Source organism: Caldimonas tepidiphila (genome assembly GCF_003569765.1).
GTDB classification, from domain to species: domain Bacteria; phylum Pseudomonadota; class Gammaproteobacteria; order Burkholderiales; family Burkholderiaceae_C; genus Caldimonas; species Caldimonas tepidiphila.
In genome coordinates this window covers 118,019-143,694 of the sequence record NZ_QXMG01000003.1, presented here as the reverse complement: position 1 = coordinate 143,694, position 25,676 = coordinate 118,019, and the positions used below count along the sequence as shown (strand labels likewise).

The 25,676-nt window shown below is 73.7% G+C and carries 23 protein-coding genes and 2 tRNA genes; 16 read left to right on the top strand and 9 right to left on the bottom strand.

Going from position 1 to position 25,676, the window contains the following annotated elements:
* Positions 1-88: 88 nt before the first annotated feature.
* Both D3A59_RS07385 and ompR read right to left on the bottom strand, forming a co-directional pair.
* On the bottom strand, positions 89-1,423 hold the full coding sequence (locus D3A59_RS07385; protein ID WP_119154270.1) for a sensor histidine kinase: 1,335 nt from the start codon (positions 1,421-1,423) through the stop codon (positions 89-91).
* A 154-nt stretch (positions 1,424-1,577) separates the two neighbouring features.
* Positions 1,578-2,315, bottom strand: coding sequence for an osmolarity response regulator transcription factor OmpR (gene ompR / locus D3A59_RS07380; protein WP_119154269.1), 738 nt, complete (start codon positions 2,313-2,315; stop codon positions 1,578-1,580).
* A 237-nt stretch (positions 2,316-2,552) separates the two neighbouring features.
* Here ompR and D3A59_RS07375 point away from each other — a divergent pair, with 237 nt between their 5' ends.
* Complete coding sequence (locus D3A59_RS07375) at positions 2,553-3,263, top strand: SIMPL domain-containing protein (RefSeq protein ID WP_119154268.1); 711 nt, start codon at positions 2,553-2,555, stop codon at positions 3,261-3,263.
* 43 nt (positions 3,264-3,306) lie between these two features.
* Here D3A59_RS07375 and D3A59_RS07370 read toward each other — a convergent pair whose 3' ends face one another.
* Positions 3,307-4,077 carry a 3-hydroxybutyrate dehydrogenase gene (locus tag D3A59_RS07370; protein WP_119154267.1) on the bottom strand — a complete coding sequence of 257 codons (771 nt, stop codon included), beginning with the start codon at positions 4,075-4,077 and terminating at the stop codon, positions 3,307-3,309.
* Positions 4,078-4,143: 66 nt separating this feature from the next.
* Between D3A59_RS07370 and D3A59_RS07365 the strand changes: the two genes are divergently transcribed.
* From D3A59_RS07365 to D3A59_RS07350, 4 genes are all read left to right on the top strand, one after another.
* Positions 4,144-5,022 (top strand): alpha/beta fold hydrolase, encoded by an 879-nt coding sequence (locus D3A59_RS07365; RefSeq protein ID WP_119154266.1) that lies wholly within the window; start codon positions 4,144-4,146, stop codon positions 5,020-5,022.
* Positions 5,019-7,268 carry a RelA/SpoT family protein gene (locus tag D3A59_RS07360; protein WP_119154265.1) on the top strand — a complete coding sequence of 750 codons (2,250 nt, stop codon included), beginning with the start codon at positions 5,019-5,021 and terminating at the stop codon, positions 7,266-7,268. Before D3A59_RS07365 ends, D3A59_RS07360 begins: the two co-directional genes overlap by 4 nt.
* A 65-nt stretch (positions 7,269-7,333) precedes the next feature.
* Positions 7,334-7,410: transfer RNA gene (locus tag D3A59_RS07355), tRNA-Val, on the top strand.
* Between the two features lie 204 nt (positions 7,411-7,614).
* Positions 7,615-7,691 (top strand) — tRNA-Val (locus D3A59_RS07350).
* A 125-nt stretch (positions 7,692-7,816) separates the two neighbouring features.
* On the opposite strand, the gene D3A59_RS07345 is transcribed toward D3A59_RS07350, so the two are convergent.
* The gene (locus D3A59_RS07345) at positions 7,817-8,137 is read right to left on the bottom strand and encodes a hypothetical protein (protein ID WP_119154264.1); all 321 of its coding nucleotides are present in this window, start codon (positions 8,135-8,137) and stop codon (positions 7,817-7,819) included.
* Between the two features lie 554 nt (positions 8,138-8,691).
* On the opposite strand from D3A59_RS07345, the gene D3A59_RS07340 reads away from it, so the two are divergent.
* From D3A59_RS07340 to D3A59_RS07290, 11 genes are all read left to right on the top strand, one after another.
* A complete protein-coding gene (locus D3A59_RS07340; protein ID WP_119154263.1) occupies positions 8,692-9,357 on the top strand; it encodes an HAD family hydrolase in 666 nt (221 codons plus the stop codon).
* A 425-nt stretch (positions 9,358-9,782) separates the two neighbouring features.
* Positions 9,783-11,843 carry an Ig-like domain-containing protein gene (locus D3A59_RS07335; RefSeq protein WP_119154262.1) on the top strand — a complete coding sequence of 687 codons (2,061 nt, stop codon included), beginning with the start codon at positions 9,783-9,785 and terminating at the stop codon, positions 11,841-11,843.
* A 395-nt stretch (positions 11,844-12,238) separates the two neighbouring features.
* On the top strand, positions 12,239-13,891 hold the full coding sequence (locus D3A59_RS07330) for a GspE/PulE family protein (protein ID WP_419187240.1): 1,653 nt from the start codon (positions 12,239-12,241) through the stop codon (positions 13,889-13,891).
* On the top strand, positions 13,872-14,729 hold the full coding sequence (locus D3A59_RS07325; protein ID WP_157991441.1) for a hypothetical protein: 858 nt from the start codon (positions 13,872-13,874) through the stop codon (positions 14,727-14,729). Before D3A59_RS07330 ends, D3A59_RS07325 begins: the two co-directional genes overlap by 20 nt.
* A complete protein-coding gene (locus D3A59_RS07320; protein ID WP_157991440.1) occupies positions 14,726-15,262 on the top strand; it encodes a hypothetical protein in 537 nt (178 codons plus the stop codon). The genes D3A59_RS07325 and D3A59_RS07320 overlap by 4 nt, the downstream gene beginning before the upstream one ends.
* A complete protein-coding gene (locus tag D3A59_RS07315) occupies positions 15,259-15,801 on the top strand; it encodes a hypothetical protein (protein ID WP_119154259.1) in 543 nt (180 codons plus the stop codon). Before D3A59_RS07320 ends, D3A59_RS07315 begins: the two co-directional genes overlap by 4 nt.
* On the top strand, positions 15,798-16,343 hold the full coding sequence (locus D3A59_RS25290; RefSeq protein ID WP_157991439.1) for a secretion system X translation initiation factor: 546 nt from the start codon (positions 15,798-15,800) through the stop codon (positions 16,341-16,343). The genes D3A59_RS07315 and D3A59_RS25290 overlap by 4 nt, the downstream gene beginning before the upstream one ends.
* A complete protein-coding gene (locus tag D3A59_RS07305; protein WP_119154257.1) occupies positions 16,340-18,694 on the top strand; it encodes a secretin N-terminal domain-containing protein in 2,355 nt (784 codons plus the stop codon). The genes D3A59_RS25290 and D3A59_RS07305 overlap by 4 nt, the downstream gene beginning before the upstream one ends.
* 16 nt (positions 18,695-18,710) lie before the next feature.
* A complete protein-coding gene (locus D3A59_RS07300; protein WP_119154256.1) occupies positions 18,711-19,184 on the top strand; it encodes a type II secretion system protein in 474 nt (157 codons plus the stop codon).
* Between the two features lie 2 nt (positions 19,185-19,186).
* Entirely contained in the window at positions 19,187-19,573 is a 387-nt protein-coding gene (locus tag D3A59_RS07295) for a type II secretion system protein (RefSeq protein ID WP_119154255.1), read from the top strand.
* An 8-nt stretch (positions 19,574-19,581) separates the two neighbouring features.
* Complete coding sequence (locus tag D3A59_RS07290; RefSeq protein ID WP_119154254.1) at positions 19,582-20,100, top strand: type II secretion system protein; 519 nt, start codon at positions 19,582-19,584, stop codon at positions 20,098-20,100.
* Between the two features lie 17 nt (positions 20,101-20,117).
* Here D3A59_RS07290 and D3A59_RS07285 read toward each other — a convergent pair whose 3' ends face one another.
* Genes D3A59_RS07285 through D3A59_RS07265 form a run of 5 tightly spaced genes read right to left on the bottom strand, consistent with a single transcriptional unit; the run spans position 20,118 to position 25,675 of the window.
* Complete coding sequence (locus D3A59_RS07285; RefSeq protein ID WP_119154253.1) at positions 20,118-20,684, bottom strand: SurA N-terminal domain-containing protein; 567 nt, start codon at positions 20,682-20,684, stop codon at positions 20,118-20,120.
* 33 nt (positions 20,685-20,717) lie between these two features.
* The gene (locus D3A59_RS07280; protein WP_119154252.1) at positions 20,718-22,322 is read right to left on the bottom strand and encodes a cytochrome c/ABC transporter substrate-binding protein; all 1,605 of its coding nucleotides are present in this window, start codon (positions 22,320-22,322) and stop codon (positions 20,718-20,720) included.
* A gap of 5 nt (positions 22,323-22,327) precedes the next feature.
* Positions 22,328-23,026 carry an SCO family protein gene (locus D3A59_RS07275; RefSeq protein WP_157991438.1) on the bottom strand — a complete coding sequence of 233 codons (699 nt, stop codon included), beginning with the start codon at positions 23,024-23,026 and terminating at the stop codon, positions 22,328-22,330.
* Positions 23,023-23,673 (bottom strand): SCO family protein, encoded by a 651-nt coding sequence (locus D3A59_RS07270; RefSeq protein WP_119154250.1) that lies wholly within the window; start codon positions 23,671-23,673, stop codon positions 23,023-23,025. Before D3A59_RS07270 ends, D3A59_RS07275 begins: the two co-directional genes overlap by 4 nt.
* A gap of 55 nt (positions 23,674-23,728) precedes the next feature.
* Positions 23,729-25,675, bottom strand: a complete 1,947-nt coding sequence (locus D3A59_RS07265; RefSeq protein WP_119154249.1) for a YncE family protein — start codon at positions 25,673-25,675, stop codon at positions 23,729-23,731.
* Position 25,676 lies beyond the last annotated feature (1 nt).

The following is a 25,676-nucleotide window of genomic DNA, read 5'->3' as shown; positions in this document are numbered from 1 at the left end:
GCGCCTACACCTGTATCGCCGTGCTGCGCCTGGCTTGCAGGCGGATCGGCTGGCGCGCTGAAGGACTACGGACTACGGGAAAGGGCTCTCAGGGCGCGCGGCGCAGCCGCACGCGCGCGACGAGCCCGGTGTCGGGCGCCGGCGCGTTGGTCAGCTCGAAGGTGCCGCCCATGCGCGCCACGGCCTTCTCGACGATCGCGAGGCCGAGTCCCGCGCCGGTGGCCGCGGTGCGCGCGGTGTCGCCGCGGAAGAAGGGCGTGGTGAGCTGCGCGAGCTTCTCGGGCGGCACGCCGGGGCCGTGGTCGCGCACGCTGATGACCACCCAGGGGCCGTTGCGCCCGTAGGTGACCTCGACGCGCGTGACGCCGGTGTCGGCCGAGCGGCCGTAGCGGCGCGCGTTCTCGAACAGGTTGCCGAGCACGCGGCCGAGCTCGGTCTCGTCGGCCATCACCTTGGTGTCGATCGCCACGCGCGACTCGATGCGGATCTGGCTGGTGTCGCGGAAGGCGGAGATCTCGCGGTCGACCACGCTGCTGAGGTGCACCGGCACGAGCCGCACGTCGCCGGGGCGCGCGTAGTCCATGAACTTGTCGATGATCGCGTCGAGCTGGTCGATGTCGGCGGCCATGTTGCGCTTGGCCTCGTCGTCCTCGACGCTCATCTCGGCTTCCAGGCGCAGCCGCGCCAGCGGCGTGCGCAGGTCGTGGCTGATGCCGGCGAGCATCACCGCGCGGTCCTGCTCGACCTTGGCGAGCTCGCGCGCCATGCGGTTGAAGCCCATGTTGACCTCGCGGATCTCGCTGGTCAGCGTGTCCTCGTCGAGGCGCGACTCGAACTCGCCCTCGCGGATGCGGCTCGCGGCGAAGGACAGCTGGCGCAGCGGCTGGTTGATCAGCCGCGCGATCGCGGCCGAGCCGATCACGGTGGCGAGCGCCGCGATGGCGATCCAGATCGCCCAGGTGCGCTTGTCGACCGTCTGCAGCCGCGTCGGGTCGGCCTGCAGCCAGTAGAGGTCACGCTCGATCGTGAAGCCGATCCACAGGCCCGGCACGTTGTTGACGCTGGTCGCGACGATGGTCGACGGCCCGAGCCGCGAGCGCAGCTCCTCGGCGATGCGGCGCGTGAAACGGTCGGTCTCGAAGGGCTCGTAGCGGTCGTTGGGCTCGCGCGGCAGTACCTTGACCGCTTCCTGGTCCGACATGGTCTTGACCACCGCGACGCGGTTGATGCTGTCGGCGTAGCGCAGCGCGGCGCGCGACAGGTTCACGAGGCTGGCGAGCTGCTGCGCGGCCTGCACCGCGCGCGGCTCGAACTCCAGCGCGCGGAAGGTCTGCAGCCAGGCGACCACGCCGCCGAACAGCAGCAGGCTCAGCAGGATGAAGGTACGCCAGAAGAGATTGAGCGCGAAGCGCTTGCGGGGCATGCGGGGCCTGAGGCGGGGGAGGGGACCGGGACCGGTCGGGCGCGGCACTGTAGCAGCACTGCGCCCGGAAGTCGTCACCGGTGCGCCCGCCGGCTGGGACGCACCCTGGACTGCGGCGGACCCGAAGCCGGAGGAAGACACGTGTCGGCAGGCTTCAGGCGGCGCCGTCCGGCACGAACACGTAGCCCACGCCCCAGACGGTCTGGATGTAGCGCGGCTGCGCCGGGTCGGGCTCGATCATCTTGCGCAGGCGCGAGATCTGCACGTCGAGGCTGCGGTCGAAGGGCTCGAACTCGCGGCCGCGGGCCAGCTGTGCCAGCTTGTCACGCGACAGCGGCTGGCGCGGGTGGCGCACCAGCGCCTTGAGCATCGAGAACTCGCCGGTGGTCAGTGGCATCGGCTCGCCGTCCTTGGTCAGCCGGCGCAGCGCGAGGTCGAACTCGAAGGGACCGAAGGTCACGCTCTGCGGCTCCTTGGCCGGCGCGCCCGGGGCCTCGAGCGTCGGGCGGCGGCGCAGCACGGCGTGGATGCGCGCGAGCAGCTCGCGCGGGTTGAAGGGCTTCGGCAGGTAGTCGTCGGCGCCGACCTCGAGGCCGACGATGCGGTCCACGTCCTCGACCTTGGCGGTGAGCATGATGATGGGCGTCGCGTCGTTGGCGGCGCGCAGGCGGCGGCAGATCGACAGGCCGTCCTCGCCCGGCAGCATCAGGTCGAGCACGATCAGGTCCACCGTCTCGCGGGTCAGCAGCCGGTTGAGGGCCTTGGCGTCCTCGGCCAGCAGCACTTCGAAACCCTCCTGCGTCAGGTAGCGGCGCAGCAGGTCGCGAATGCGCGCGTCGTCGTCGACCACGGCGATGCGGTCGGTCCGGGCGTTGGCGGCTTGTGGCGTCATGGGCGGGCTCCGTATTTGTAACAGCGGCGATTGTGGAGGGGCTTTAGCGCACTTTTGACCGCTTCTGACGAAGTGTTACAAGATGGCCCCCAGGTGAGTGAAAACGCGGCGTATCACCCGCAACGAGGCGTCAGTACGTCTTGACAGGGGCTTGTGCGGGTCGGAGTTGCCGTGCAGGAAGGCGCCGCGCCGTTTCTGGAATCATCGCCGCTGCTTCTGATCAGGAGGAAGAACCCCATGCCGCATCACGCTTTCCGCGCCCCGGCGCTGGCCCTCGCGGGCCTGCTGCTCGGCGGCCCCGTCCTCGCCGGGCCCGCCGAGCCGCTCAACGTCGTCAACTTCTCGGCCGCCGCCACCGTCGAGGTCGCGCAGGACCTGCTGACGATCACGCTCGGCACGACGCGCGAGGGCGCGGAGCCCGCGGCAGTGCAGTCCGCGCTGCGCCAGGCGGTCGAGGCGGCGCTCGCCGAGGCGCGGCGCGCGGCGCAGCCGGACGCGATGGAGGTGCGCACCGGCAACTTCTCGCTGTCGCCGCGCTACGGCAACCAGGGCCGCATCACCGGCTGGCACGGCAGCGCCGAGGTGGTGCTGGAGGGACGCGACTGGGCGCGCATCACGCAGACCGCCGGGCGCGTGCAGACGATGACGGTGTCGCAGGTGGCGCAGGGACTGTCGCGCGAGCAGCGCGAGAAGCACGAGGCCGAGGCCGGCGCGCAGGCGATCGAGCGCTTCCGGGTGCTCGCCGCCGGCTACGCGCGGCAGTTCGGCTTCTCGGGCTACACGCTGCGCGAGGTGACGGTCGCGAGCGGCGAGGCGCCGCCGCCGATGTTCCCGAAGATGGAGATGCAGGCGCGTTCGATGAGCATGGCCGACGCGCCGGTGCCGGTCGCCGCCGGCAAGGGGCTGGTGACGGTGACCGTCGGCGGCAGCGTGCAGCTCACGCGCTGAGCGGGCGAGGGCGGGCGTCTGCCCGTCCCCGCGTGCGGCCTTCTTACTGGGCCGCCCAGCCGCCGTCCATGTTCCACGCGACGCCGCGCACGTTCGCGGCCGCGTCGGAGCACAGGAACACCGCGAGCTCGCCGAGTTGCTCGGGCGTCGTGAACTGCAGCGAGGGCTGCTTCTCGCCGAGCAGCCGGCGCGTCGCCTCCTCGATGTCGACGCCGTCCTTCTCCGCGCGCGCCTCGACCTGCTTCTGCACCAGCGGCGTCAGCACCCAGCCCGGGCAGATCGCGTTGACGGTGATGCCGCTGGTGGCGTTCTCCAGCGCCACGGCCTTCGTGAAGCCGACGATGCCGTGCTTGGCCGCGACGTAGGCCGACTTCTGGGCCGACGCGACGAGGCCGTGCACCGACGCGACGTTGAGCACGCGGCCCCAGTTGCGCGCCTTCATGGCCGGCAGCGCCAGGCGCGTGGTGTGGAAGGCCGACGTCAGGTTGATCGCGAGGATCGCGTCCCACTTCTCGACCGGGAACTCCTCGACCGGGGCGACATGCTGGATGCCGGCGTTGTTGACGAGAATGTCCACGCCGCCGAACTCGGCGGCGGCGAAGGCCATCATCGCCTCGATCTCGGCCGGCCGGCTCATGTCTGCGCCGTGGTGCTCCGCGCGCACGCCGCAGGCCCGCACCGCGTCGAGCGCCGGCTGCGCGTCGCCGAAGCCGTTGAGCACGACGTTCGCGCCCTGGCGCGCCAGCGCCACCGCGATGCCGAGCCCGATGCCGCTCGTGGAGCCGGTGACGAGGGCGGTTCTTCCTTGGAGCATGGTGTCATTCCTCATGGGGTGTTGAAGCACGGGGTAGCATTGATTATCGGAGAAGGACTTGGAACGATGACGCAGCTGCGGCTGGACCACGTGCAGTGCCTGGATGGGAGGGGGCTGCACCGCATGGCGTACTGGGAATGGGGCGACCCCGCGAACCCGCGGGTGCTCGTGTGCGCCCACGGCCTGACGCGGCAGGGCCGCGATTTCGACGCGCTCGCCGCCGCGCTGTGCGACGAGTGGCGCGTGGTCTGCCCCGACGTGGTCGGGCGCGGGCACTCGGACTGGCTCGCCGACCCCGCGGGCTACCAGGTGCCGGCCTACGTCGCCGACATGGTGACGCTGCTCGCGCGCCTGAACGCGCGCACGGTGGACTGGGTCGGCACCTCGATGGGCGGGCTGATCGGCATGGCGCTTGCGTCGCTGCCGGGCTCGCCGCTGCGCCGCCTCGTGCTCAACGACGTCGGCCCGGCGCTCAATCCCGCCGGGCTGATGCGCATCGCCGGCTATGTCGGCCAGGCCCCCCGCTTCGCGAGCGAGCAGGAGGGCGTGGACCACCTCGTCGCGCTCTGCCAGCCCTTCGGCGAGCACACGTCCGAGCAGTGGCAGGCGCTGCAGCGGCCGATGCTGCGCCCGCTCGACGAGGCGCAGGGCGGCGGCTGGCGGCTGCACTACGACCCGCGCATCGGCGAGCCTTTCCGCCTGCTGACGCCCGAGCTGCTGAAGGCGGGCGAGGCGGCGGCCTGGCAGCGCTGGGACGCGCTGCGCCTGCCGACGCTGCTGATCCGCGGCGCGCACTCCGACCTGCTGGGCGCCGACGCGGCGCGGCAGATGGGCGAGCGCGGACCGTGCGCGCAGCTTCTCGAGGTGGCGGACGCGGGCCACGCGCCGACCCTCGTGGCGCCCGCGCAGATTGCCCGCGTGCGCGAGTTCCTCGCCTCGGCATGAAGACGCTGACCCTCGAAGAGTCGGTGCAGACCGCACCGATCGTGCAGCTCGCCGGCGAGCAGCCGGCGGCCCCCGTGCGCTCGGCGCCGGCCGAGGACCACGCGCGGCTCGAACGCGCCCGTGCCTTCGCCGAGCCGCTGCTGTCGGAGCAGATGCTCGACACCGGCGAGGAGGCGCTGCACCACGCCAACGGCATCGCGGCGATCCTGCAGTCGATCGGCGCGTCGCCCGCGCTGCTGACCGCCGTCTACCTCGTCTACGCGAGCGACTTCCTCAACAAGCCCGAGGAGGTGATCGGCAAGGCCTTCGGCCCCTCGTACGCGAGCCTCGTGACGACGACGCGCAAGCTCGTGCAGATCCAGCGCAGCGCGCGCGACGCGCTGCTCGACGAGGAGATGCGCGCCGAGCAGAACGAGCGCGTGCGCAAGATGCTGCTCGCGTTCTCGCGCGACCTGCGCGTGGTGCTGCTGCGCCTGGCCTCGCGGCTGCAGACGCTGCGCTACTACGCCGCGTCGCGCCGGCCCTGCCCGCTGGTGCTCGCGCGCGAGTCGCTGCACGTGTACTCGCCGCTCGCAAACCGCCTCGGCATCTGGCAGATCAAGTGGGAGCTGGAGGACCTGTCCTTCCGCTTCCTCGAGCCCGAGCAGTACCGCGCGATCGCGCGCATGCTCGACGAGAAGCGCGTCGAGCGCGAGCAGATGATCGAGTCGGCGCGCCGCCGCCTCGTGATGCTGCTGCGCGAGCACGGCGTGGCCGCCGAGGTGCAGGGCCGCCCGAAGCACATCTACAGCATCTGGAAGAAGATGCGCGGCAAGCAGCTCGACTTCGACCACGTCTTCGACGTGCGCGCGCTGCGCGTGATCGTGCGCGACGTGCGCGACTGCTACACCGCCCTGAGCCTCGTGCACGACGCCTGGACGCCGCTGCCGGACGAGTTCGACGACTACATCGCGCGGCCCAAGCCCAACGGCTACCAGTCGCTGCACACCGTCGTGCTCGACGAGCAGGGCCGCTCGCTCGAGGTGCAGATCCGCACCCAGCAGATGCACGAGCACGCCGAGTTCGGCGTCGCGGCGCACTGGGCCTACAAGGAGGCCGGCACCAAGGGCTACGCGGGCGTGAGCGTCTCGGGCGACGACGAGGCGCGCGTCGCCGAGGCGCGCAAGGCGGTGCTGCGCCAGCTGCTCGCGTGGGAGCGCGACTTCGCGGTGCAGGCGACGCCCGAGGGCGGCGCCTTCGAGGAGCATGTCTACGTCTTCACGCCGCAGGCCTCGATCGTCGAGCTGCCGAGCGGCGCGACGCCGGTGGACTTCGCCTACACGGTGCACACCGACCTCGGCCACCGCTGCCGCGGCGCGCGCGTCGACGGCGCGATGGTGCCGCTGAACACGCCGCTGCAGAGCGGCCAGACGGTCGAGATCATCGCGGCGAAGGAGGGCGGCCCCTCGCTCGACTGGCTCAACGCCGAGCAGGGCTACCTGCAGAGCGCGCGGGCGCGCGCCAAGGTGCGCGCGTGGTTCAACGCGCTCGCGCAGCAGCAGACCATCGCGCGCGGGCGCGAGGCGGTCGAGAAGCTGCTGCAGCGCGAGGGCAAGACCGCGATCCGGCTCGACGACCTCGCGGGCCAGCTCGGCTTCCGCGGTGCCGACGCGCTGTTCGACGTGGTCGGCAAGGACGAGTACTCGCTGCGCAACATCGAGACGCTGCTGCGCCCGGCGGCCGAGCCGCCGCCGAGCGCCGACGAGACCATCGCGCTGCGCAAGCCGCGCGGCGAGGGCACGCCCAAGGGCGGCGTGCTGGTGGTCGGCGTCGAGTCGCTGCTGACGCAGCTGGCGCGCTGCTGCAAGCCCGCGCCGCCGGACTCGATCGGCGGCTTCGTCACGCGCGGCAAGGGCGTCGCGATCCACCGCAGCGACTGCTCGAACTTCCGCCAGATGAGCGGCCGCTCGCCCGAGCGCGTGATCCCGGTGGAATGGGGCCGGCCGCGCGGCGACGATCCTGCCGTCTACCCGGTGGACGTGATGGTCGAGGCGGCCGACCGACAGGGCCTGCTGCGCGACGTCTCCGAGGTCTTCGCGCGCGAGAAGATGAACGTGGTCGGCGTGCAGACCCAGACCGTCAGGGACACCCGCGGCGGCACCGCGAGGATGACCTTCACGATCGAGGTGTCCGACTCGGCCCGTCTGGCGCAGGTGCTCGGTCAGGTGGCGCAGGTCGGCGGCGTGCGTGCGGCGCGGCGGCGCTAGCGGATGAAAAAATCGCGAACCGCTTGCAGATGTGAGCAAAGCGATGCTATAGTAGCGTTCTTCGCAGGCGCATAGCTCAGTTGGTTAGAGCACCACCTTGACATGGTGGGGGTCGTTGGTTCGAATCCAATTGCGCCTACCAGGATTCCTGCAAAAGCCCGGCAAGTTCAGCTTGCCGGGCTTTTTCGTTTTCCGGATCAATTGGTCGATCGAGTGCAGGCACGCGGCTCGTGCGAACCGGCCGCGGATTCATTCATCGGCTGGAAGGGCGAGCCAGGCGGGCATCGACATTCCCGATGACGACTTGCCTCACGAACAAGGCCCGTGCTATAGTAGCGAGCTTCGCAGGCGCATAGCTCAGTTGGTTAGAGCACCACCTTGACATGGTGGGGGTCGTTGGTTCGAATCCAATTGCGCCTACCAGGATTCCTGCAGAAAGCCCGACAGGTCGAAAGACTCGTCGGGCTTTTTCGTTTGCCAGGGCGGCAGGCGCGGCGATCAGGCGGGGACGACTGCGACGGCGTCGTCCTCCTGCCCGACTCGGCCTCTTACTTGATCCGCACCGTGCCCTGGATGACGATGCCCGGCTCGGTGACCGCGGGCAGCTGCGCAGGCACGTAGACGGCGGGCGCCGGGGCGTAGTGCCCGTGCGGGACGCCCTTGCACTTGCGCTCCTCCTTGTAGCCCCCGTTCTTCTCGAACTTGCGCTCGACCTTGCAGGGGCCGTCCCAGTACTCCTCCTTGTATTCGCCCCGGCCGTGCCGGTGCTTGCCGTGGCCGCTCTCGTCCTTGCCGGGGTCCGACAGGGCCGCCAGCGGGAAGGCGAGCAGTGCGGCGGGCAGGATCAGCAGTCGAAGATTCTTTCTCATCGGGACAGGAAGGTATGCAGACAGCCGCGTTTATATGGGGCCCGCCTCTCTTCGCTGGTAACGGATTGCTTCGCGTGTCCCCGGGAATGGGGGCGCCGGCGTGAAAAGGACGAGGCGTCGCGCCTCGGGCCGATCGCGCTCCGCCTTTCTCCCGCCCGCGACGGGGCCTGCAGGCCAGGACGCACCCTTGCCCGGCTTCGCACCACCGCGAGGCTGGGTCACGCGCACGATGCTTGCTGGAGGGCGGGCGGCTCTTTCCTCCGGCTCGCCCGCTGGCCGGGCGGCGAGCGCCTTCTCCTGCGGGGGAAGGGGAGAAGGGCTCCACAATCGCATCCCCCGCGTCATCGCGGGTCCTCCCTGCTGCGCAACAAGTGAATCCGCCAATATGAACCAGGAATCGGGCTGCCTCGCGGACGGGATCGTCACTTCGTTCGCGCAACCTGTTTCGACAGCAATTCCTTCCGGAAACGGCAATCCTGACGCCCCGCTGGCCTCGCAGGGGCGCCGGCCGTCCAGCGCATCCGGCGCCCATCGGCTTCCCTGAACGCGCCGCCATGGTCCGCCTCCCGCGCTTGCGCCTGCCCCAGTGGTTCCGCACCGAGCCCACGCCCGGCGCGCCCGGAAGCCGGCTCGTCGCGCTCGATGCCGACGGCGTGCTGATCGACTACCACGAGGGCTATGCGCAGGCCTGGGAACGCGCCTTTGGCGTTCGTCCGTCGATCAAGGATCCGCTGGCCTACCATCCGGCGGACTTCTGGGACGTGCCGCGCCTCGAGGGCGCGCGGCTGCGGCAACTGGTCGAGCGCGGCTTCACCGAGGAGACCTGGCGCTCGATGCCCGCGCTGCCCGGGGCCGCCGAGGCCTGTCGCCTGCTGCGTGCGGCCGGCTACTCGCTGGTCTGCGTCACCGCGCTGCGGCCGCAACTCGCGAAGGCGCGTGCCGAGAACCTGCAGGCGCTCGGCATTCCCGTCGACGAGGTGATCGCCACCGGCACCGACGGCGCGCCGGGCAACCCGAAGGCGGCGGCGCTGCGCAAGCTGCAGCCCTGCCTGTTCGTCGACGACTGCCTGCCTTTCATGCAGGGCCTGCCGCAGGGCATCTGGCGCGCGCTCGTCGACGTGCGGCCCAACCGCAGCCCCAACCGCGACCCGGCGCTCGAGCCGCCCCACTCGCGGCACATCAGCGTTCTCGACGCCGCGCGCTGCTGGCTGGCGCGCTGAGACGCGGCGTTGGCGGCAGCGCGCGCCGATCTCCGCCCGAACCCATGCGACAACGTGTCGCAGCCTTTCCCTCGATTCCGAGCTTTCGCCGCCGCGAGCCGCTCGTTAATCTGATCTCCATCGACAGAAGGGTCCGCCGGTCTCGAATCGGGAGAACCAGGGCATTCCACCGGCATCGCCGCGCAGAAGGAATGCCGGGCGTACGGACCGTGGAATTCGAAGGAGGGAAGGAAATGAGCATCGCCTTGCGCGCCATTCTCGCAGCCGCCCTGCTGGCGGCCGGTACCGCGGCCCACGCCGACCTGAATCGTCACGGCCCGGTGAATAATCCTTCACCCCCGGGGCATGGTTTCCCGAAGTGGTACCAGGACATGAACGGGACCGTGCTGGACCTGTGCCTCCCGGGCGGAACGGATCCCGGCGGATTGCAGAAGACCGCCTGCCTGCTCGAAACCGACCCGCCCTATGTATTCCCCGACAGTTTCCCGGACGAGAGCTTCTATTTCCGTGCGGTGTCCTCGCTCGACCTGGGCGGCGACCGGCGCGCGGTGCTGGTGCTCGCGCTCGAGGCCGCCTTCGCCAACGGCGTGCCGCAGGCCGGCGAGCAGATGGTGTTCACCCGCATCCGCGTCACTGCCGGGGTGCCGCACCCCGGCACCTACCGGGTGCGGCACCCCTACGGCGCGGAAACCTTCCACGACGTGGTGTCCGCCGGCGGCAGCCGCGACATCGTGTTCTCCGAGGACATCGGCGTGACGCCGGGGGAGTTCTCGCAGGCGCTGACGAGCCGTTTCGGACCCTTCCTGCAGGCGGTCGACGGGCAGGGTGCGATCAAGCGGGTCGAGCTGAACGGCGCGCAGTTCCTGTCCGACGGCGTGAGCACGGAGAGGGTGACCGGCGGGCCCTTCGGCAACGTCTTCGCCATCTGCGGGCCCTTCGACGGCCCCGGGACCGAGCGCTGCGTCGAGACGGACCAGTTCACGCTGACCGGCCGCGTGCACGACTCGGTGGCCGACCCGATCCCCAGCCCGCTCGCGGTCAGGCGGGCGAGCTACTCGCGCGACGCCGGCGGCACGCGCGTGGACGTCGTCGCCAACGCCTCGGCCGGCATCGGCGCCGGAGCCCCGCTGCTGAGCGCCGGCGCCACCGGGCTGCCCCCGGTGAAGCTGAACGGCCCCGACGCGCTGCAGAACTACTATGCGCAAGCCATCCCGCTCGAGGCCGGCAAGGTGCCGGCCGAGGTGAGCGTGGTCAACTCGGGCGACACGCCGCCGTCGAGGGTCAGCCGGCACGTGGTCGACGAGGTGCGCATCGGCTCGGCGCGCTACCACCCTGACACGAGGCAGCTGGTCGTCGTCGCGACGTCGAGCGACAAGGGCGCCGGCGGCGAGGCGCCGCCCGTGCTCGTGCTCGAGGGCCATGCGGCGCAGTCGGAGCGCGGCGTGATCCTCGAGGACCCGGCCTCCCACCGCTTCGTCGTGGAAGGCCTCGCGGTGCCGCCGGCGGCCGTGACCGTCGCGTCCGCCGCGGGCGGCAACGCGCGCGCCGCGGTGGCGATGGAGCGCGGCACGAACGCCTTCGCCGCCGGGGTCCCGCTCGCGCTGGACGACACCGCGACCGCCACCGCGGGCGCCACCACGCCCACCGTCATCGACGTGCTGCGCAACGACGTGGTGCCGGCGACGGCGGGGCTCACCGGCCCCGTCACGATCCTCGATCCGCTCCAGACGCCGATGGGCACGCTGTCACACACCGCCGACGGCAAGCTCGGCTTCCTGCCGACCACGACCACCGGCACCGCGACCTTCCGCTACACGGTCGCCAATGCCGTCGGCACCTCCAATGCGGCGCTGCTCAGCGTCAGCGTGCTGCCGGGCGCCGGCGGCCCGGTGCCGATCGCCAACCCCGACCCGGGCAGCGGCGGCACGCCGCTCAACGTGGCGATCAACTCGTCCATCGTGATCGACGTGCTCGCCAACGACTCGGCCAACGACCCGGGCGGCACCGTGACGCTGAGCCCGGCATCGGTCACGGTCGTCACGGCCCCGAACACCGGCACCGCCAAGCCGGAGCCGGACAGCGGCAGGATCACCTACACGTCGACGGAGACCCCGGGCACCGCCACCTTCGCCTACACGGTGAGCAACACCAACGGCAACACCTCCGCGCCGTCCACGGTCACGGTCAACGTCCTCGCGCCCGACCGCATCACCGTGACCCGGGCGCGCTGCATGCAGGGCTCGCGGACCTGGGACGTGCGAGGCACCAGCTCGGTGACGAACGGCAACTCGGTGACGCTGTACTCGGTCTCGCCGGTGCCGGACGCCCCGACCGCGTCGCAGATCCTCGCCGCGAACCTGCCGGTCGACGCGCTCGGGGAGTTCCGCTTCCAGGTGCAGAACGGGCCGGCCTGCGTCTCGCCGATCAGCCTGAAGTCCGCGCTCGGAACCAAGGTGCCCAATATCGCCGTCCAGATCAGGAACTGAGGCCGCCGGCGCGGGGATATCGCGTCGCGGGCTGCCGGGACATGGCGAGCGGGCGGTGGCGAGGCGAAATGGTTCACATGCCCGCGTGGAAGAAAAGGCGCAGATTCCGCAAGCGCCCCTGCAGATCGATACCCGCACGGGCGCGTCGGGACGGGCCGCTGAAACGCAAATGGGGGAGTGTCCGCAGATTCCCGGGAAACCCGGGAATCGCGACGGCGCAGCGACGCCGGACATGCGCGGCGGGGCGCGCCGATTCAGCCGATCATTCCGGAGAAGGGGAGACCATGAAACTGTCCCTGGTGAATGCCGACGGCACGGCGGATCCGGCCGCGACCGCGCCGCCTTCCGCATGCATGCCGGACGGCGGGGAAAAGCCGGGCTTCATCCCCGGCGCGATGATCGCCGATGCCTGCGGCGAATCGGCGCGCAGCGGAACACCGGCGCTGGAACTGCTGCAGGCCCGCCTGCGGCTGCCGCGGGACGAGTTCACCGCCGCGCTCGGCCGCACGCTGCATTACCCGGTGCTGACCCGCGCCGCGCTCGCGGCGCATGCCCCCGCCTTCGACGCGCTGCCCTTCCCGCAGGCGCTGCGCCAGCGCTGCATCCCGCTGCGCCTGCAGGGCGGCGGCGGGCTGGCGCTGGTGATCGGCGATCCCTTCGCGACCGAGCGGATCGCCTGGCTCGAGGAGCAGGTGCCCGAGCCCTTCGCCTGGTTTCTCGCCCATCCCGACGACGTCGGCGCCTTTCTCGCGCGCCACGAGGACTCGGCGCGCGCGATGGACAGCGTGCGCGTCGGTACCGACGCGGCCGAGCGCGAGGACGCCGGCGCGGTCGAGTTCCTGTCGATCCAGTCGATCGGCGGGGACGCCAGCCCCGTGGTGAAGCTGGTCAACTCCACCCTCTACGACGCGCTGCAGGCGGGCGCCAGCGACGTCCACCTCGAGACCACGCCCGGGCGGCTGCTGATCAAGTACCGCATCGACGGCGTGCTGGTGCAGGTGGCCTCGCCGGCGGGCCAGGACCTCGCGGAGCAGGCGATCTCGCGCATCAAGGTGATGGCCGAGCTCGACATCGGCGAGCGGCGCGTGCCGCAGGACGGGCGCTTCCGCATCTCGATCCGCGGCCGCGCGGTCGACTTCCGCGTCTCGGTGATGCCCAGCATCCACGGCGAGGACGCGGTGCTGCGACTGCTCGACAAGCAGGCGCTGGCCGACCGCGTGCGCGGGCTGAGCCTGGAATCGCTCGGCTTCGACGAGCCGACCAAGGCGGCGATCCGCCGGCTGTCGCGCGAGCCGCACGGCATGGTGCTGGTGACGGGCCCCACCGGCAGCGGCAAGACGACCACGCTCTACGCGGTGATCGGCGAGATCAACAGCGGGCAGGACAAGATCATCACGATCGAGGACCCGGTCGAGTACCAGCTGCCCGGCGTGCTGCAGATCCCGGTGAACGAGAAGAAGGGCCTCACCTTCGCGCGCGGGCTGCGCTCGGTGCTGCGCCACGACCCGGACAAGATCATGGTGGGCGAGATCCGCGACCCGGAGACGGCGCAGATCGCGGTGCAGGCGGCGCTCACCGGGCACCTGGTGTTCACCACGGTGCACGCCAACAACGCCTTCGACGTGATCGGGCGGCTCACGCACATGGGGCTCGATCCCTACAACTTCGTCTCGGCCACCAACGGCATCCTGGCGCAGCGGCTCGTGCGGCGGCTGTGCCCGCGCTGCGCCGTCGAGGAGCGGCCCGACGCCGCGCTGCTGCGCGACTCGGGCCTGCGCGAGGACGCGCTCGAAGGCTTCCGCTTCCTCGCCGCGCGCGGCTGCGGCCACTGCCGCATGAGCGGCTACAAGGGCCGCCAGGCGATCTCGGAGCTGCTGGTATTCGACGACGGGATCCGCGAGCTGATCGTGCGGCGCGAGACGACGCCCGTCATCCGCCAGGCCGCGCTGCGCGCCGGCACGCGGCCGCTGCGCCATGCCGCGCTGGACCTGGTGCGCCGGGGCGAGACCACCCTGCAGGAGATCAACCGTGTCACTCTTGTCGCCTGACCATGTCCGGGTGGGCCTGAGCCCGCGCGAAGTGGTGATCGTGCGCCGCGGCGGGGGCTGGCGCCGCGCGCCGGCCGAGCGGCGCACGCTGCCCTGTCCCCGGCCCCCGCAGCGGGCGCCCTGGCAGGCGGCGCTGCCGCTCCTCGCCGAGGCGCTGGACGCCGGCGGCAGCGGGCCGGCGCGGCTGAGCATCGTGCTCTCGAACCACTTCGTGCGCTATGCGGTGCTGCCGTGGAACGAGGCATTCACGCGGCCGGCCGAGCGCGAGGCGCTGGCGCGCCACCGCTTCGCCGAGGTCTACGGCGAGGCGGCCTCCGGCTGGCGCATCAGCCTCAGCGAATGTCACTGGGGCGCCGGCGCGCTCGCCTGCGCGGTCGACGAGGCGCTGGCGGAGCAGCTCGTCGCGCTCTGCGCCGAGCGGCGCCTCGCGCTGCTGGAGGTCCAGCCCTACTTCATGCAGGCCTTCAACCGCTTCCGGCGCCGGCTGGGGCGCAGCGGCTGCTTCTGCCTCGCCGAGCCCGGCCGGGTCTGCCTCGGCGTGTTCCGCAAGGGGGCCTGGGAGACGCTGCACTCGCAGCGCCTGCCCGCCGACGCCGGGCCGGCCGGCTTCGGGACGCTGCTGGCGCGGCTGCTCGGCGCGACCGGGGTGGCGCCGGGCATGCCGGTGTTCGTCTGCGGCGCGGACGGCTTGCCCGACGCGCCTGACGACCGCGCCGCACTGCCGCCTGCGGACACCGCGAACGGCGCGCCGCTGGCCGGCCTGCCGCCGCTGCGGCTGCTCAGGCGCGCGTCGGGCCGGGCCGCGGACGAGGCCATCGCGCTGTGGGGCGCCGCATGATGCCGCGGCTGTCGTTCGAGCTGGTCCCGCGTCGCGGCGCGCGGCGCGGCCCGCGCCTGCTGCTGGCGGCCGTGCTGCTCGTCGCGGCGGGCGAGGGCTTCGTCTACCTGTCGCTGCAGCAGGAGCTCGCGGGGCTGCGGCAGCGCCTGGCGGCGGCCGAGCGGCCGAGGGCCGCGGCGCCGCGCGCACCGTCCCCCGACGACACGCGCGCCCGGGCGTTGCAGGCCTCGCTGCAGCAGGCCCGCGGCGTCGTCGAGAGCCTGGCGCTGCCGTGGGCGCCGCTGCTCGACGCGCTCGAAGCCAGCGGCGACCTGCAGGTCGCGCTGCTCGCGCTGGAGCCCGACGCGCACAAGCGCCTGCTCGGCATCCGCGGCGAGGCGCGCAGCTACCCCGCGCTGCTGGCCTACCTCGCCCGGCTGGAGCAGGTGCCGGTGCTGGCCGGCGTGCACCTGACGCGCCACGAGGTCCGGCAGGACGATCCGCAGCGGCCGCTGGTGTTCACGATCGCCGCGCGCTGGAGGGTCGAGCCATGAAGCGCCTGTCCTGGCTGCTGCGGCGCGGCACCGGCCGCGCAACCGGCGCGGCGGCGCTGCTGCTGCTTCTCGCCTGCGCGGCGGCCGTGCCGCTGGTGCTGCAGCCGCTGCACACCGAGCTGGCGCAGGCGCGGCGGCAGCTGCTGCTCGCCGAGGCGCGCCGCTCGCCCGCCGACGAGGCGCCGCCCTCGTGGGAGGACGAGGCCGAGCGGCAGCTCGCGGCCTTCCATGCGCGCCTGGGCGCCGGCGCGACGCTGCCGGAGTTGCTCGCGGTCTTCCACGAGGCGGCGCTGGCCGAGGGCCTGGTGCTGCAGCGCGCCGACTACCGCCTGAGCGAGGAGCCGCAGGACCGGCTCGCGCGCTACCGGATCTCGCTGCCGATCGCCGGGCCCTATCCGGGCGTGCGCCGCTTCATCGCGCGCGTGCTCGAGCGGATGCCCGCGGCCGCGCTCGACCAGGTGGCCTTCGAGCGCGAGCGGATCGCCGAGGGCCGCGTCGAGGCGCGGCTCGGCTTCACCCTCCATCTGGTCAAGCCATGAAACGAACTGTCGGCAAGTGGGCATGGGCGGGCGCGGGCGGCGCGCTCGCGGTCGCGGCAGGCTTCGCGGTGTCGCCGCGCTCCGGCGCGGAGGTGCCGCACGCCGCAAAGCCGCCGCCCCCGCCGCCGGCGCGCGCCGAAGTCGCGCGCGAGTCTGCCGCGGCGGCGCTGCAGCTCGCGCTCGCGAGGCTCGAACGCGGCGGCAGCGCCACCGCGGCGCCGTCGGCGGACCTCTTCGCCGTCCGCTCCTGGCAGCCGCCCCCGCCGCCGCCACCCCCTCCGCCCCCGGTCGTCGCGGCCGCGCCGCTGCCGCCCCCGCCGCCGCCGCAGGCGCCGCCGCTGCCCTTCACGCTGATCGGCAGGCTCGAGGAGGGACCGGAGCGCGTCGTCTATTTCCTGCGCAAGGGCGAGCACCTGCACACCGTGGCGGTCGGCGACGTGATCGAGAACACCTATCGGCTCGAGCAGGCGGGCGGCGGGCGGCTGACGCTGCTCTACCTGCCGCTCAACCAGAGACAAGTGCTGACGGAGGGACGCTCATGAACACCGCGTCGAAGCGGGCGCGCCTCGCGCCGGCCCTGTGCGTTTCGCTGCTGCTGCTGACAGGCTGCGCCGCGCAGCGGCTGCAGCGCGAAGGCGCCTGGCTGCTGGAGCAGGGCCGCTACGAGGAGGGGCTGGAGCGGCTGCAGCAGGCCAGCCGGCGCGGGCCCGACAGCGGTCGGCTGCGCGCCGAGCTGCGCAACCGGCAGGAGCAGGTGGTGCAGCGGCTGCTGCAGGCGGCCGACGCCGAGCTCGCGGCCGGCCGCCTCGACGCCGCCGAGGCCGCCTACCGCCGCGTGCTGCGCCTGCAGGCCGGCACGCCGCGCGCGGAGCAGGGCATCGAGGCCGTGGCGCGCGAGCGGCGCCACGCCGAGCTGCTGCGCCAGGCCGAGGCGCTGCAGAAGAAGGGCGAGGTGCAGCGCGCCGAGGCGCCGCTGCGCGCAGTGCTCGCCGAGAACCCGCGCCACCCCGCGGCCCGGGCCCTGCTGCGCCAGCTCGAGTCCGCGCGGCTCAAGGAGGCGCTGAACACGCCGCCGCTGCGCCCGCGGCTCACGAAGCCGGTGGACGTCGAGTTCCGCGACGCGAGCGTGAAGATGGTCTTCGAGGGCCTGTCGCGCCTGAGCGACATCAACTTCGTGTTCGACCGGGAGGTGCGCGCCGACGCCAAGACCACCATCTACGCCCGGCAGGTCTCGGTGGAGGACGCGGTCGACCTGATCCTGCTGACCAACCAGCTCGAGAAGAAGGTGCTCTCCGAGAACATGCTGCTGATCTACCCGGGCACGCCGCAGAAGCTGCGCGAGTACCAGGACCTCGTCATCAAGAGCTTCTACCTCGAGAACGCGGACCCCAAGCACGCGCTCAACACGATCAAGACGATGCTCAAGACGCGCGACGTCGTCATCGACGAGAAGCTCAACCTGCTGGTGATGCGCGACACGCCCGAGGCGGTGCGCCTGGCGGAGAAGCTGATCGCCGCGCAGGACCTCGCCGAGCCCGAGGTGATGCTGGAGGTCGAGGTGGTCGAGATCAGCCACGCGCGGCTGACCGAGCTCGGCGTCAAGTGGCCGGACCAGCTCACCCTCGGCCTGACCGACCCCACCGGCGGCTCGCTGCTCGTCAGCGACCTGCAGGGCATCAACTCGGGCCGCATCACGATCAACAACCTCGGCGCCACCGTCAACGCGAGGAAGCTCGCCGGCGACAGCAACATCCTCGCCAGCCCGCGCATCCGCGTGCGCAACCGCGAGAAGGCCCGCATCCTGATCGGCGACCGCGTGCCGGTGATCTCCAGCCAGGTCACGCCCTCGACTGGCACGCCGGTGGTCACCGAGAACGTGCAGTACCTCGACGTCGGCCTGAAGCTCGAGGTCGAGCCCAACGTGCACCTCGACGAGGACGTGGCGATCAAGGTCAACCTCGAGGTCAGCACGCTCGGCGAGCAGGTGCGCACCGGCACCGGCACCGTCGCCTACCGCGTCGGCACCCGCAATGCCGGCACCGTGCTGAGGCTGCGCGACGGCGAGACGCAGGTGCTCGTCGGGCTGATCCGCAACGACGAGCGCAAGGCCGCCAACAAGGTGCCGGGCCTCGGCGAGCTGCCGGTGCTCGGCCGCCTGTTCGGCACCCACCAGAACGAGAACCAGAAGACGGAGATCGTGCTGTCGATCACGCCGCGCGTCGTGCGCAACCTGCGCCGCGTCGACGTGGAGACGGCGGAGTTCTGGTCCGGCAGCGAGGCGACGCTGCGCACGCAGCCGGTCTACGCGCGCGCGATCACCGGCCCGGCCGCGCCTGCCGCGCCGGCCGCGCCGGCCGTCGCCGGTGCCGCCAGTGCCGCCGGCCCGGGCGCCGCGGCGGCCGCGAAGGCGGCGCCGGAGGGGGCCGCGCCGACCGCGGCCGTGCCGAAGCTCCCGGCCGGGACGGCCGCCGCCGCGCGCGGCCTGAGCTGGCAGGCGCCGGCGAAGGCGAAGGTCGGCGAGCTGTTCACGCTGGCGCTGCGCGCGAGCACCGACGAGCCGATCTCGAGCGCCGCGCTGCAGCTCGGCTTCGACCCGGCCGCCTTCGAGCTGGTCGAGGTGAAGGAGGGCGCCTTGCTGAAGCAGGACGACGTGCCCACCAGCTTCTCGCAGCAGGCCGACGCGCAGGCCGGCCGGCTGACGGTGAGGCTGGCGCGGCCGGGCAGCGGCGGCGGCGCCGTCGGCGAGGGCGAGGTGCTCGGCCTGACCTTCCGGGCCCGCAGCCCGGCGAGCCAGGCGAGGTTCGAGCTGCTCGAGCTCTCGTCCGCGGGACCGGGCAACCGGGCGGTGGCGCTGCCGCTGCCGGCGCCGCTGGGCGTGGACGTGCTGCCCTGAGGCCGGGAGAGCGGACATGCGCGCACGCGGTTTCACGCTGATCGAGCTGCTCGTCACGGTGGCGATCGTCGGCATCCTCGCGAGCATCGCCTTCCCGATGGCGGAGCTGGCGGTGCGCCGCCACAAGGAGCAGGAGCTGCGCCAGGCGCTGCGCGAGCTGCGCGGCGCGATCGACGCCTACAAGCAGGCGGCCGACGAGGGCCGCATCGCGCGCAAGGCGGACGAGTCCGGCTACCCGCCGACGCTCGAGGCGCTGGTGGACGGCGTGCCGGACATCCGCAGCCCCGACCGGGAGGCGCGATTGCGCTTCCTGCGCCGGCTGCCGCGCGATCCCTTCGCGGCGGACCCGCAGGCCGCCGCCGCGCGGACCTGGGGCAAGCGCAGCTACGACTCGCCGCCGGACGACCCGCGCGAGGGGCGCGACGTGTTCGACGTGCATTCGCTGTCGCGGGGCACCGGCCTCGACGGCCGTCCTTACCGGGAGTGGTAGGCATGGATCCTCGCCGAACAGGCCCGCGCGGCTTCACGCTCATCGAGCTGCTGGTGGTGATGGCGATCGTCGCGACGCTGCTGGCGCTGGTCGTGCCGCGCTACTCGCAGAGCGTGGACCACGCGCGCGAGGCCGCGTTGCGGCACGACCTGGCGGTGATGCGCGACGCGATCGACAAGCACTTCGCCGACACCGGCCGCTATCCCGCATCGCTGCAGGAGCTGGCGGCGAAGAAGTACCTGCGCCGCATCCCGGTCGACCCGATCACGCGCAGCCCCGACACCTGGGTGATCGTGCCGCCCGGCGGCGACCGGGAGGGCGGCGTCCATGACGTCGGCAGCGGCGCGCAGGGCAGCGCGCTCGACGGCACGCCCTACTCGCAATGGTGAGGCCCGCGATGCGCCGCCCGGCCCGCTCCCGGGGCTTCGCCTACCTGGCGGTGCTGTTCTTCGTCGCCACGCTGGGCATCGCGCTGGCGGCCGCCGGCGAGCTGTGGAGCACCGCCGAGCGGCGCGAGCGGGAGCGGGAGCTGCTCTTCGTCGGCGCCGAGTACCGCCGCGCGATCGCGCTCTACCACCAGCGCACGCCGGGCGTGGCCCGGCAGTACCCGCAGCGCCTCGAGGAGCTGCTGGAGGACCGCCGCCAGCCGGTGCCGCAGCGCTACCTGCGCCGGCTCTACCGCGACCCGATCACCGGCAGCGCCGACTGGGGGCTGGTGCGCGACGAGCACGGCGGCATCCGCGGCGTGCACAGCCGCTCGGGCGCGGCGCCGCTGAAGACCGGCAACTTCCGCCCCGCGGACCGCGAGTTCGAGGGCAGGGGCGCCTACTCGGAGTGGGTCTTCCAGCACGCGCCGCGCCGCGCCCCCGGACGCGAGGCGGCGCCGCAGCCCGCGCCGCCCGCGTCCGCGCGGTGAGCCTGCCGCCGGCCCGCTCACAGCGGCAGCAGGATCTCGATGCGCGCCCCCTCGCGCAGGCGGCGCATCAGCGCGCCGGCGCCGGCCTGTGCGGCCGTGCCGTCCGCGGCCCCGCCCGCCCCGTCGGACGCGGCCGCCTGCGCCAGGAGCTTGCGCGCCGACAGCAACCGCCGCAGGTGCTCGCGGTAGCCGTCCTCGGTGTAGCCCTCGCTCGCCAGCCGCGCGGCGAAGGCGGCGGCGGACGGGAAGCGCGAGCGCAGGGCGGCGAGCGCCTGCCCGACCTCGCCCTCGTCGGCCAGCACGCCGCGGCGCGACGCCTCCTGCCACAGCAGCTCCTGCTCGACCAGCAGCTCGAGCGTCTCGCGCTTGAGCGCCTTCACGCGCTCGGGACGGCGCACCGCGGCGATGTGGATGCCGCGCTCGCGCAGGTGCTCCTCGAAGCTGCGTTCGAGCTTCTCGACGCTGATGCCGGCGCCGTTGACGCGCGCGGCGAGGCCGGCAGCGTGCAGCTGGGCCGCCGCGAGCGCGGGCAGCAGGCACAGCAGGCTGCCCGCGGCGAGGCGGGCGATCGACGGGATTCGCATTGCGGTTCCTCCTTGCTGCGCCGCGCGGCGGCGCTATTCCAGGGCGATCCAGTCGCTCGCCGGGCGGAAGCCCCGCTGCGCGGCATCGAGCGCGACGACGAAGCCGCCCTGGCTGCCGATGCGGCGCTGCGGCCCGTAGCTCAGCGGCGGGCCGACCCCGGTCGGCAGGCCGTGCACCGACTCCAGCGCCGCGAGCAGCTTCTCGCGGCTCAGCGCGCGGCCGCTGCGGCGCAGGCCCTCGGCGAGCAGTTGCACGCTCGCGTAGGCGGAGATCTGCGCGCCGAGCTGCGCCTCGCCGATGCCGTGGCGCCGCCGCAGCGCGTCGAAGCCGCCGGAGGGCGCCGCCGCGTCGGCGGGCAGGTGCGGCACGGCCAGGAAGATCCGGCCGTCGAAGCCGGCCGGCGCCTCCGCGGCGGCGCGCGCGGCGGCGAGGCCGGGCAGCAGCAGCGGCGGGTGCCAGGCCGCCCGCGCGGCCTCGCGCACGAAGGCGGCCAGCTCCTCGTTGCCGCCGAGGAAGAAGACCGGCCCGCGGCCGCGCTCGCGCAGCGCCTGCACCGCCGCCGCAGCGTCGAAGCGGCCCGGCGCGTACTCGCTGCGCTCGATCTCGCCGCAGCCGAGCGCGGCGCACTCCTCGGCGATCGCCTGCGCGACGGCGCGCGCGCCGGCGTCCGCCGGCAGCAGCAGCGCCGCGCCGGCGTGCGGCGGCTTCTCCAGCCTGGCGGAGAAGGCCGCCAGCACGCGGGCCTGCTCGAGCGGGCCGGCGAAGAGCCGGAAGGTGTGGCGGCCGGCCGCGGCGGCGGGCCGGGCGCCCGGCGCGAAGGGGCCGATCACCGGCACCTCGCGGGCCTCGGCCAGCGCGGCGAGCGCCTCGTCGAGGCCGGCGCCGAGCGGGCTCAGCAGCGCGAGGACGTCCTGCTCGAACAGCCGCTCGAGCCCGGCCTGCGGCTGCGCGTCGGACACCACCAGCTCGAGCCGCCGGCCGTGCAGGCCGCCGGCGCGGTTGAGCTCGTCGAAGCCCGCCTCCAGCACCTGCCGCACCGCGCGGGCGGCGGCGGCGAGCGGTCCCGTGGCGGGCAGCAGCGTGCCGATGCGCAGGCGGTCCTCGGCGATGCCGGGGTCGCGCTCGCCGTCGAGGCGCTTCAGGTAGGCCACCAGGTTCGCGAGGTCCTCGCGCGCGAGCAGGAAGCGCGGCATCGCCGGATCGAGCGGCCGGCCGGCCGGGTCGATGCCGCGGGTGAGCGCACGCTCGAGCGTCTGCGTGGTGAAGGGGGGATGCCGCCGGCCGTCGCCATGGACGTGCCCGTGCGGCCGGCTCAGCTCGGCCCAGCGCAGCGCGGGCGGCGCGAGGCCCGCTTCCGGGCGGCCGAGGCCGTCGCGGCCGTGGCAGTTCGCGCAGGCCACTGCCGCGCCGGAGACGCGCGCCGCGCCCGGGCCGACCAGCGCCTGCACCGGGCTGCCGGCCGCGGTGATGCCGTCGCGGTAGAGCCGGCGGCCCGCGAGCTCGCTGGCGTCGGGCGGCGCGGCCTGCGCCGCCAGGCAGGCCGCGGCCAGCGCCAGCGCCGCGATGCGGCCGGGCAGGGGCCGGCGTCGCGCGCAGGGCGCGGCCGGGGGGCGGGTCGGGCGCACGCGGGCAGGCATCGCGTTCAGGGCTGCTGCGCGCCGTCGCCGGCCAGCAGCCGCAGGTGCGCCGCGATCACGGCCGGCGGCAGGTTCGGCTGCAGCCGGCGCCAGTGCCCGGTGCGCAGGTTGCCGGCGAGCAGCGCGGTGTTGTGGCTCTCCAGCGTGTCGGTGTGGCCGCCGAGCCGGCGCAGCACCTGCTCGACCTTGCGCGGTGCGCCGGTCAGGAACAGCCACTCCGGGTGCACCGCGCCGTGCTTGGCGGCGAAGCCGCGCAGGACCTGCGGCGTGTCGCGTGCCGGGTCCAGGCTGATCGACACGAAGCGCACGTCGCGGCCGAAGCGCTCGCCGAGCTCGTCCTTCACGCGCGAGAGCTGCTGCGTGATCATCGGGCAGGCCTCGCCGCACTCGGTGTAGACGAAGTTGATCAGCACGACCCGGTCCTTCAGCACGTCGCTGTAGAAGCGCAGCGGCCGCCCGTCCTGCGTCAGCAGCTCGGTGTCGGTGAAGTAGCGGCCGGCCTCGGCCTTCGCCTCGGCCGGCGCGCGGCGCATTGCCGCGGCGGCCGGTGGCGATGCGCGTTCCGGCGCGGCCGGCGGGGCGGAGGCGGCGGGCGAGGGGGACGCCGCCGCCCGGTGGCCCTCGTGGGCCGGCGCGGCGCAGGCGGCCGCGGCCAGCGTGAGGCCGCAGCCCAGCGCCCGCAGGCGCGACGGCGCCGGCCTCATGAGGCCGACCCCGCGGTGCCGGCGAGCGCCGTGCGGCCCCGCCGCAGTTCCTCGACCTGCGCGAGCAGGCGCTGCGGGTCCGGCAGCCCGGTGAAGCGCGTCCAGCGGCCGCTGCGCCCGTCGCCGACCAGCACCATCGCCGGGTGCCGCGCCGGCTCGGACGCGGCGGCGCCGAAGCCCCTCAGCACCGCGTCGATCGTGCCCGGCGCGCCCGTCAGCCAGGTCCAGGCCGGCCCGGCGCGGTGCGTGGCGGCATGGGCCTTCAGCCGCGCCGGCGTGTCGCGCAGCGGGTCGACCGTGATCGACACCAGCCGCACGTCCGGCCCCAGCCGCTCCTGCAGTGCGCCGAGCAGCGCGGAGAGCACCGGGCAGACCGTGGTGCAGCTCGTGTAGACGAAGTCGACCAGCACGATGTGCCCGCCGATCACGTCGCGGCGCAGCTCCAGCGTGCGCCCGTCCTGGTCGAGCAGCCGGGCCTCGGGCAGCCGCACCTGCGCGGGCGTCGGTGTCGCGGCGGTGGGGTCGGCGCCCGCCGCCGAGGGCGGGGCCCGGTCATGGCCCGGATGCGCCCTCACGGCATGCGTCGCGATGCCGAGCATGCCCGCCCACGCGCAGCGCAGCGCGTTTCTCCTTCCCGTTCCCTGCATGGTCCCCTCCCGTGGGTGTTGCCGATCGGCGCGCCCGCCCGCCCGCGTGCCCCGCTCATCCCGGCGAGGCGGGACGGCCTGCCGCCGCGTCGCCCGCCGGCCTGCGCGCGCGCAGCGTCAGCAGCGGCAGCTCGCGGTAGCCGACGCCGAGCGAGGGCACCGCGACGTGGATGTAGTAGGCCCCCTCGCCGGAGAGCGCGAGCGCGGCCTCGTAGACGCCGTCGCCGACCTCCCGCGCCGGCACCTCGCGGCGCTGGCGCCCCGGCGCGAGGAAGTGGCTGACCGTCACGTCGCGCAGCCCGGTCCTCGGCGCGCCGGTGGCCGGGTCGAGGAGCCGCAGGCGCAGCGGCAGCATGCCGGTGGCGACCTCGCGCCCGTCCAGCAGGTGCTCGAGCCGCAGCGGCCCCGCGTCGCGCGGCCGTGACGGGTCCGGCCGCACCTCGGCCGAGAAGCAGTGCAGCAGCCGCGGCGAGTCCAGCAGGAAGGCGACGTCGTAGCGCCCGGCGGCCGGCAGGCGCAGGGTCGCGGCGTACACGCCCGGCGCCGTCTCCTTCAGGCCGCGGTCCACCGCCATCACCGCGCGGGCGCTGGCGCCGCGGCTGCGGTACTGGGAGGAGGGCGCGTTCATGCCCTCCATGTAGAAGTAGGTGGTCTGCTCGGCCGGGTTCACGACGAACACTCCCGTGCCCGCGCCGGCCGGCGCGATGCCGTCGGCGATCGCGAGCGGCCCGGCCTGCGCGGGCGCGGCGGCGCCGGCGGCGAAGCTCTGCACCAGCGGCTCGCGCCCCGCGCCGAGCGTCGAGAGCTTCACCATCGTCACCCGCTCGCTGCCGAGCGCGCGCAGGTAGGCGTAGGCGGCGGTGAAGCTCGCCTGGTAGGGCTGCGCCGCCACCTTCAGCGTGTGCACCACCTCGTTGCCGGCGACGTCGATCACGCTGACCTCGTCGGCGGCCGGGTTCAGCGCGAAGGCCCAGCGGCTGTCGGGCGTGAGCCGCAGCGGCCCGAGCCCCGGGCGCGCCCGGATGCGCTTGACGAGCTTCAGGCTGCGGGCGTCGATCACCGAGACGACGCCTTCCTTCGCGTCGGCCACGTAGAGCGCGTGCGACAGCGGCGAGTAGGCCAGCGAGATCGGCAGCGGCCCGGTGGCGATGCGGCGCAGCAGCCTGCGCCGGCCGGCGTCGATCACCGCGACGGTGCCGGCGTCGCGGTTGCTGACGAAGGCGAGGCGGGCGTCGGCGCTGAAGGCGATCTCGTGGTGGCCGGCGCCGGTGGCGATGCGGGCGACGCGCTCGAGCGTCCGCGTGTCGATCACCGTCACGCCGCTGTCCTCGGCGCGGGTGGCGTTGTTGCCCACCCACAGGAAGCGGCCGTCGGGCTGCAGCGCCAGTCGCGTCGGCCGGGGGCCCGCGGGCAGCGAGGCCTTGAGCGTGAAGCCGTCGGTGTCGATCGCGGCCACTTCGCCGGCCTGCGGCATCGAGACGAAGACGGTGCGCGTGTCGGCGCTGCGCGCCCAGTCGATGCCGGGCCGCTTCAGGGCGATCGTCGTGTAGGTGCTGGTGCTGCCGCCCACCGACACCTGCGGCTCGACCACCGTGACGCCGGGCTCCCGGTCGAGCAGCAGCAGCGAGTAGCCGTTGAGGTCGGCCGCCGCCCGCATGCCCACCGCGCCCTTCAGGTAGAGCGAGACGCGCTCCCGGCAGTCGCGACCGGCGCCGCCCGCAGCGCCCGCAGCGCCCGTGTCACCCGGTGCAGCGGCGATGTCCATCCAGGCCGAGGGCGCGAGGCCGCGCAGCGGCTGGCCGCTGCCTTCGTCACGGATGCGGAAGCGCAGCTCGGCGATGCGGCCCTCGGTCGGTACCGCACCGCTGCCCGCGGCATGCGCGTCGAACTCGACGACGATGCCGTTGCGCCGCAGCACCTGACCGGCCGGCGCCGGGCCGTCGCCGGCCGCGGCCGGCCCGCACAGCGCGAGCCCGAGGACGAGTGCGAGGGAATGCCTCATT

Bases quoted from the DNA above. Each gene is read 5' to 3' on its own strand.
- D3A59_RS07385 (WP_119154270.1), bottom strand. From the start codon at position 1,423: ATGCCCCGCAAGCGCTTCGCGCTCAATCTCTTCTGGCGTACCTTCATC.
- ompR (WP_119154269.1), bottom strand. From the start codon at position 2,315: ATGACGCCACAAGCCGCCAACGCCCGGACCGACCGCATCGCCGTGGTC.
- D3A59_RS07375 (WP_119154268.1), top strand. From the start codon at position 2,553: ATGCCGCATCACGCTTTCCGCGCCCCGGCGCTGGCCCTCGCGGGCCTG.
- D3A59_RS07370 (WP_119154267.1), bottom strand. From the start codon at position 4,077: ATGCTCCAAGGAAGAACCGCCCTCGTCACCGGCTCCACGAGCGGCATC.
- D3A59_RS07365 (WP_119154266.1), top strand. From the start codon at position 4,144: ATGACGCAGCTGCGGCTGGACCACGTGCAGTGCCTGGATGGGAGGGGG.
- D3A59_RS07360 (WP_119154265.1), top strand. From the start codon at position 5,019: ATGAAGACGCTGACCCTCGAAGAGTCGGTGCAGACCGCACCGATCGTG.
- D3A59_RS07345 (WP_119154264.1), bottom strand. From the start codon at position 8,137: ATGAGAAAGAATCTTCGACTGCTGATCCTGCCCGCCGCACTGCTCGCC.
- D3A59_RS07340 (WP_119154263.1), top strand. From the start codon at position 8,692: ATGGTCCGCCTCCCGCGCTTGCGCCTGCCCCAGTGGTTCCGCACCGAG.
- D3A59_RS07330 (WP_419187240.1), top strand. From the start codon at position 12,239: ATGATCGCCGATGCCTGCGGCGAATCGGCGCGCAGCGGAACACCGGCG.
- D3A59_RS07320 (WP_157991440.1), top strand. From the start codon at position 14,726: ATGATGCCGCGGCTGTCGTTCGAGCTGGTCCCGCGTCGCGGCGCGCGG.
- D3A59_RS07315 (WP_119154259.1), top strand. From the start codon at position 15,259: ATGAAGCGCCTGTCCTGGCTGCTGCGGCGCGGCACCGGCCGCGCAACC.
- D3A59_RS25290 (WP_157991439.1), top strand. From the start codon at position 15,798: ATGAAACGAACTGTCGGCAAGTGGGCATGGGCGGGCGCGGGCGGCGCG.
- D3A59_RS07305 (WP_119154257.1), top strand. From the start codon at position 16,340: ATGAACACCGCGTCGAAGCGGGCGCGCCTCGCGCCGGCCCTGTGCGTT.
- D3A59_RS07300 (WP_119154256.1), top strand. From the start codon at position 18,711: ATGCGCGCACGCGGTTTCACGCTGATCGAGCTGCTCGTCACGGTGGCG.
- D3A59_RS07295 (WP_119154255.1), top strand. From the start codon at position 19,187: ATGGATCCTCGCCGAACAGGCCCGCGCGGCTTCACGCTCATCGAGCTG.
- D3A59_RS07290 (WP_119154254.1), top strand. From the start codon at position 19,582: ATGCGCCGCCCGGCCCGCTCCCGGGGCTTCGCCTACCTGGCGGTGCTG.
- D3A59_RS07285 (WP_119154253.1), bottom strand. From the start codon at position 20,684: ATGCGAATCCCGTCGATCGCCCGCCTCGCCGCGGGCAGCCTGCTGTGC.
- D3A59_RS07280 (WP_119154252.1), bottom strand. From the start codon at position 22,322: ATGCCTGCCCGCGTGCGCCCGACCCGCCCCCCGGCCGCGCCCTGCGCG.
- D3A59_RS07275 (WP_157991438.1), bottom strand. From the start codon at position 23,026: ATGAGGCCGGCGCCGTCGCGCCTGCGGGCGCTGGGCTGCGGCCTCACG.
- D3A59_RS07270 (WP_119154250.1), bottom strand. From the start codon at position 23,673: ATGCAGGGAACGGGAAGGAGAAACGCGCTGCGCTGCGCGTGGGCGGGC.
- D3A59_RS07265 (WP_119154249.1), bottom strand. From the start codon at position 25,675: ATGAGGCATTCCCTCGCACTCGTCCTCGGGCTCGCGCTGTGCGGGCCG.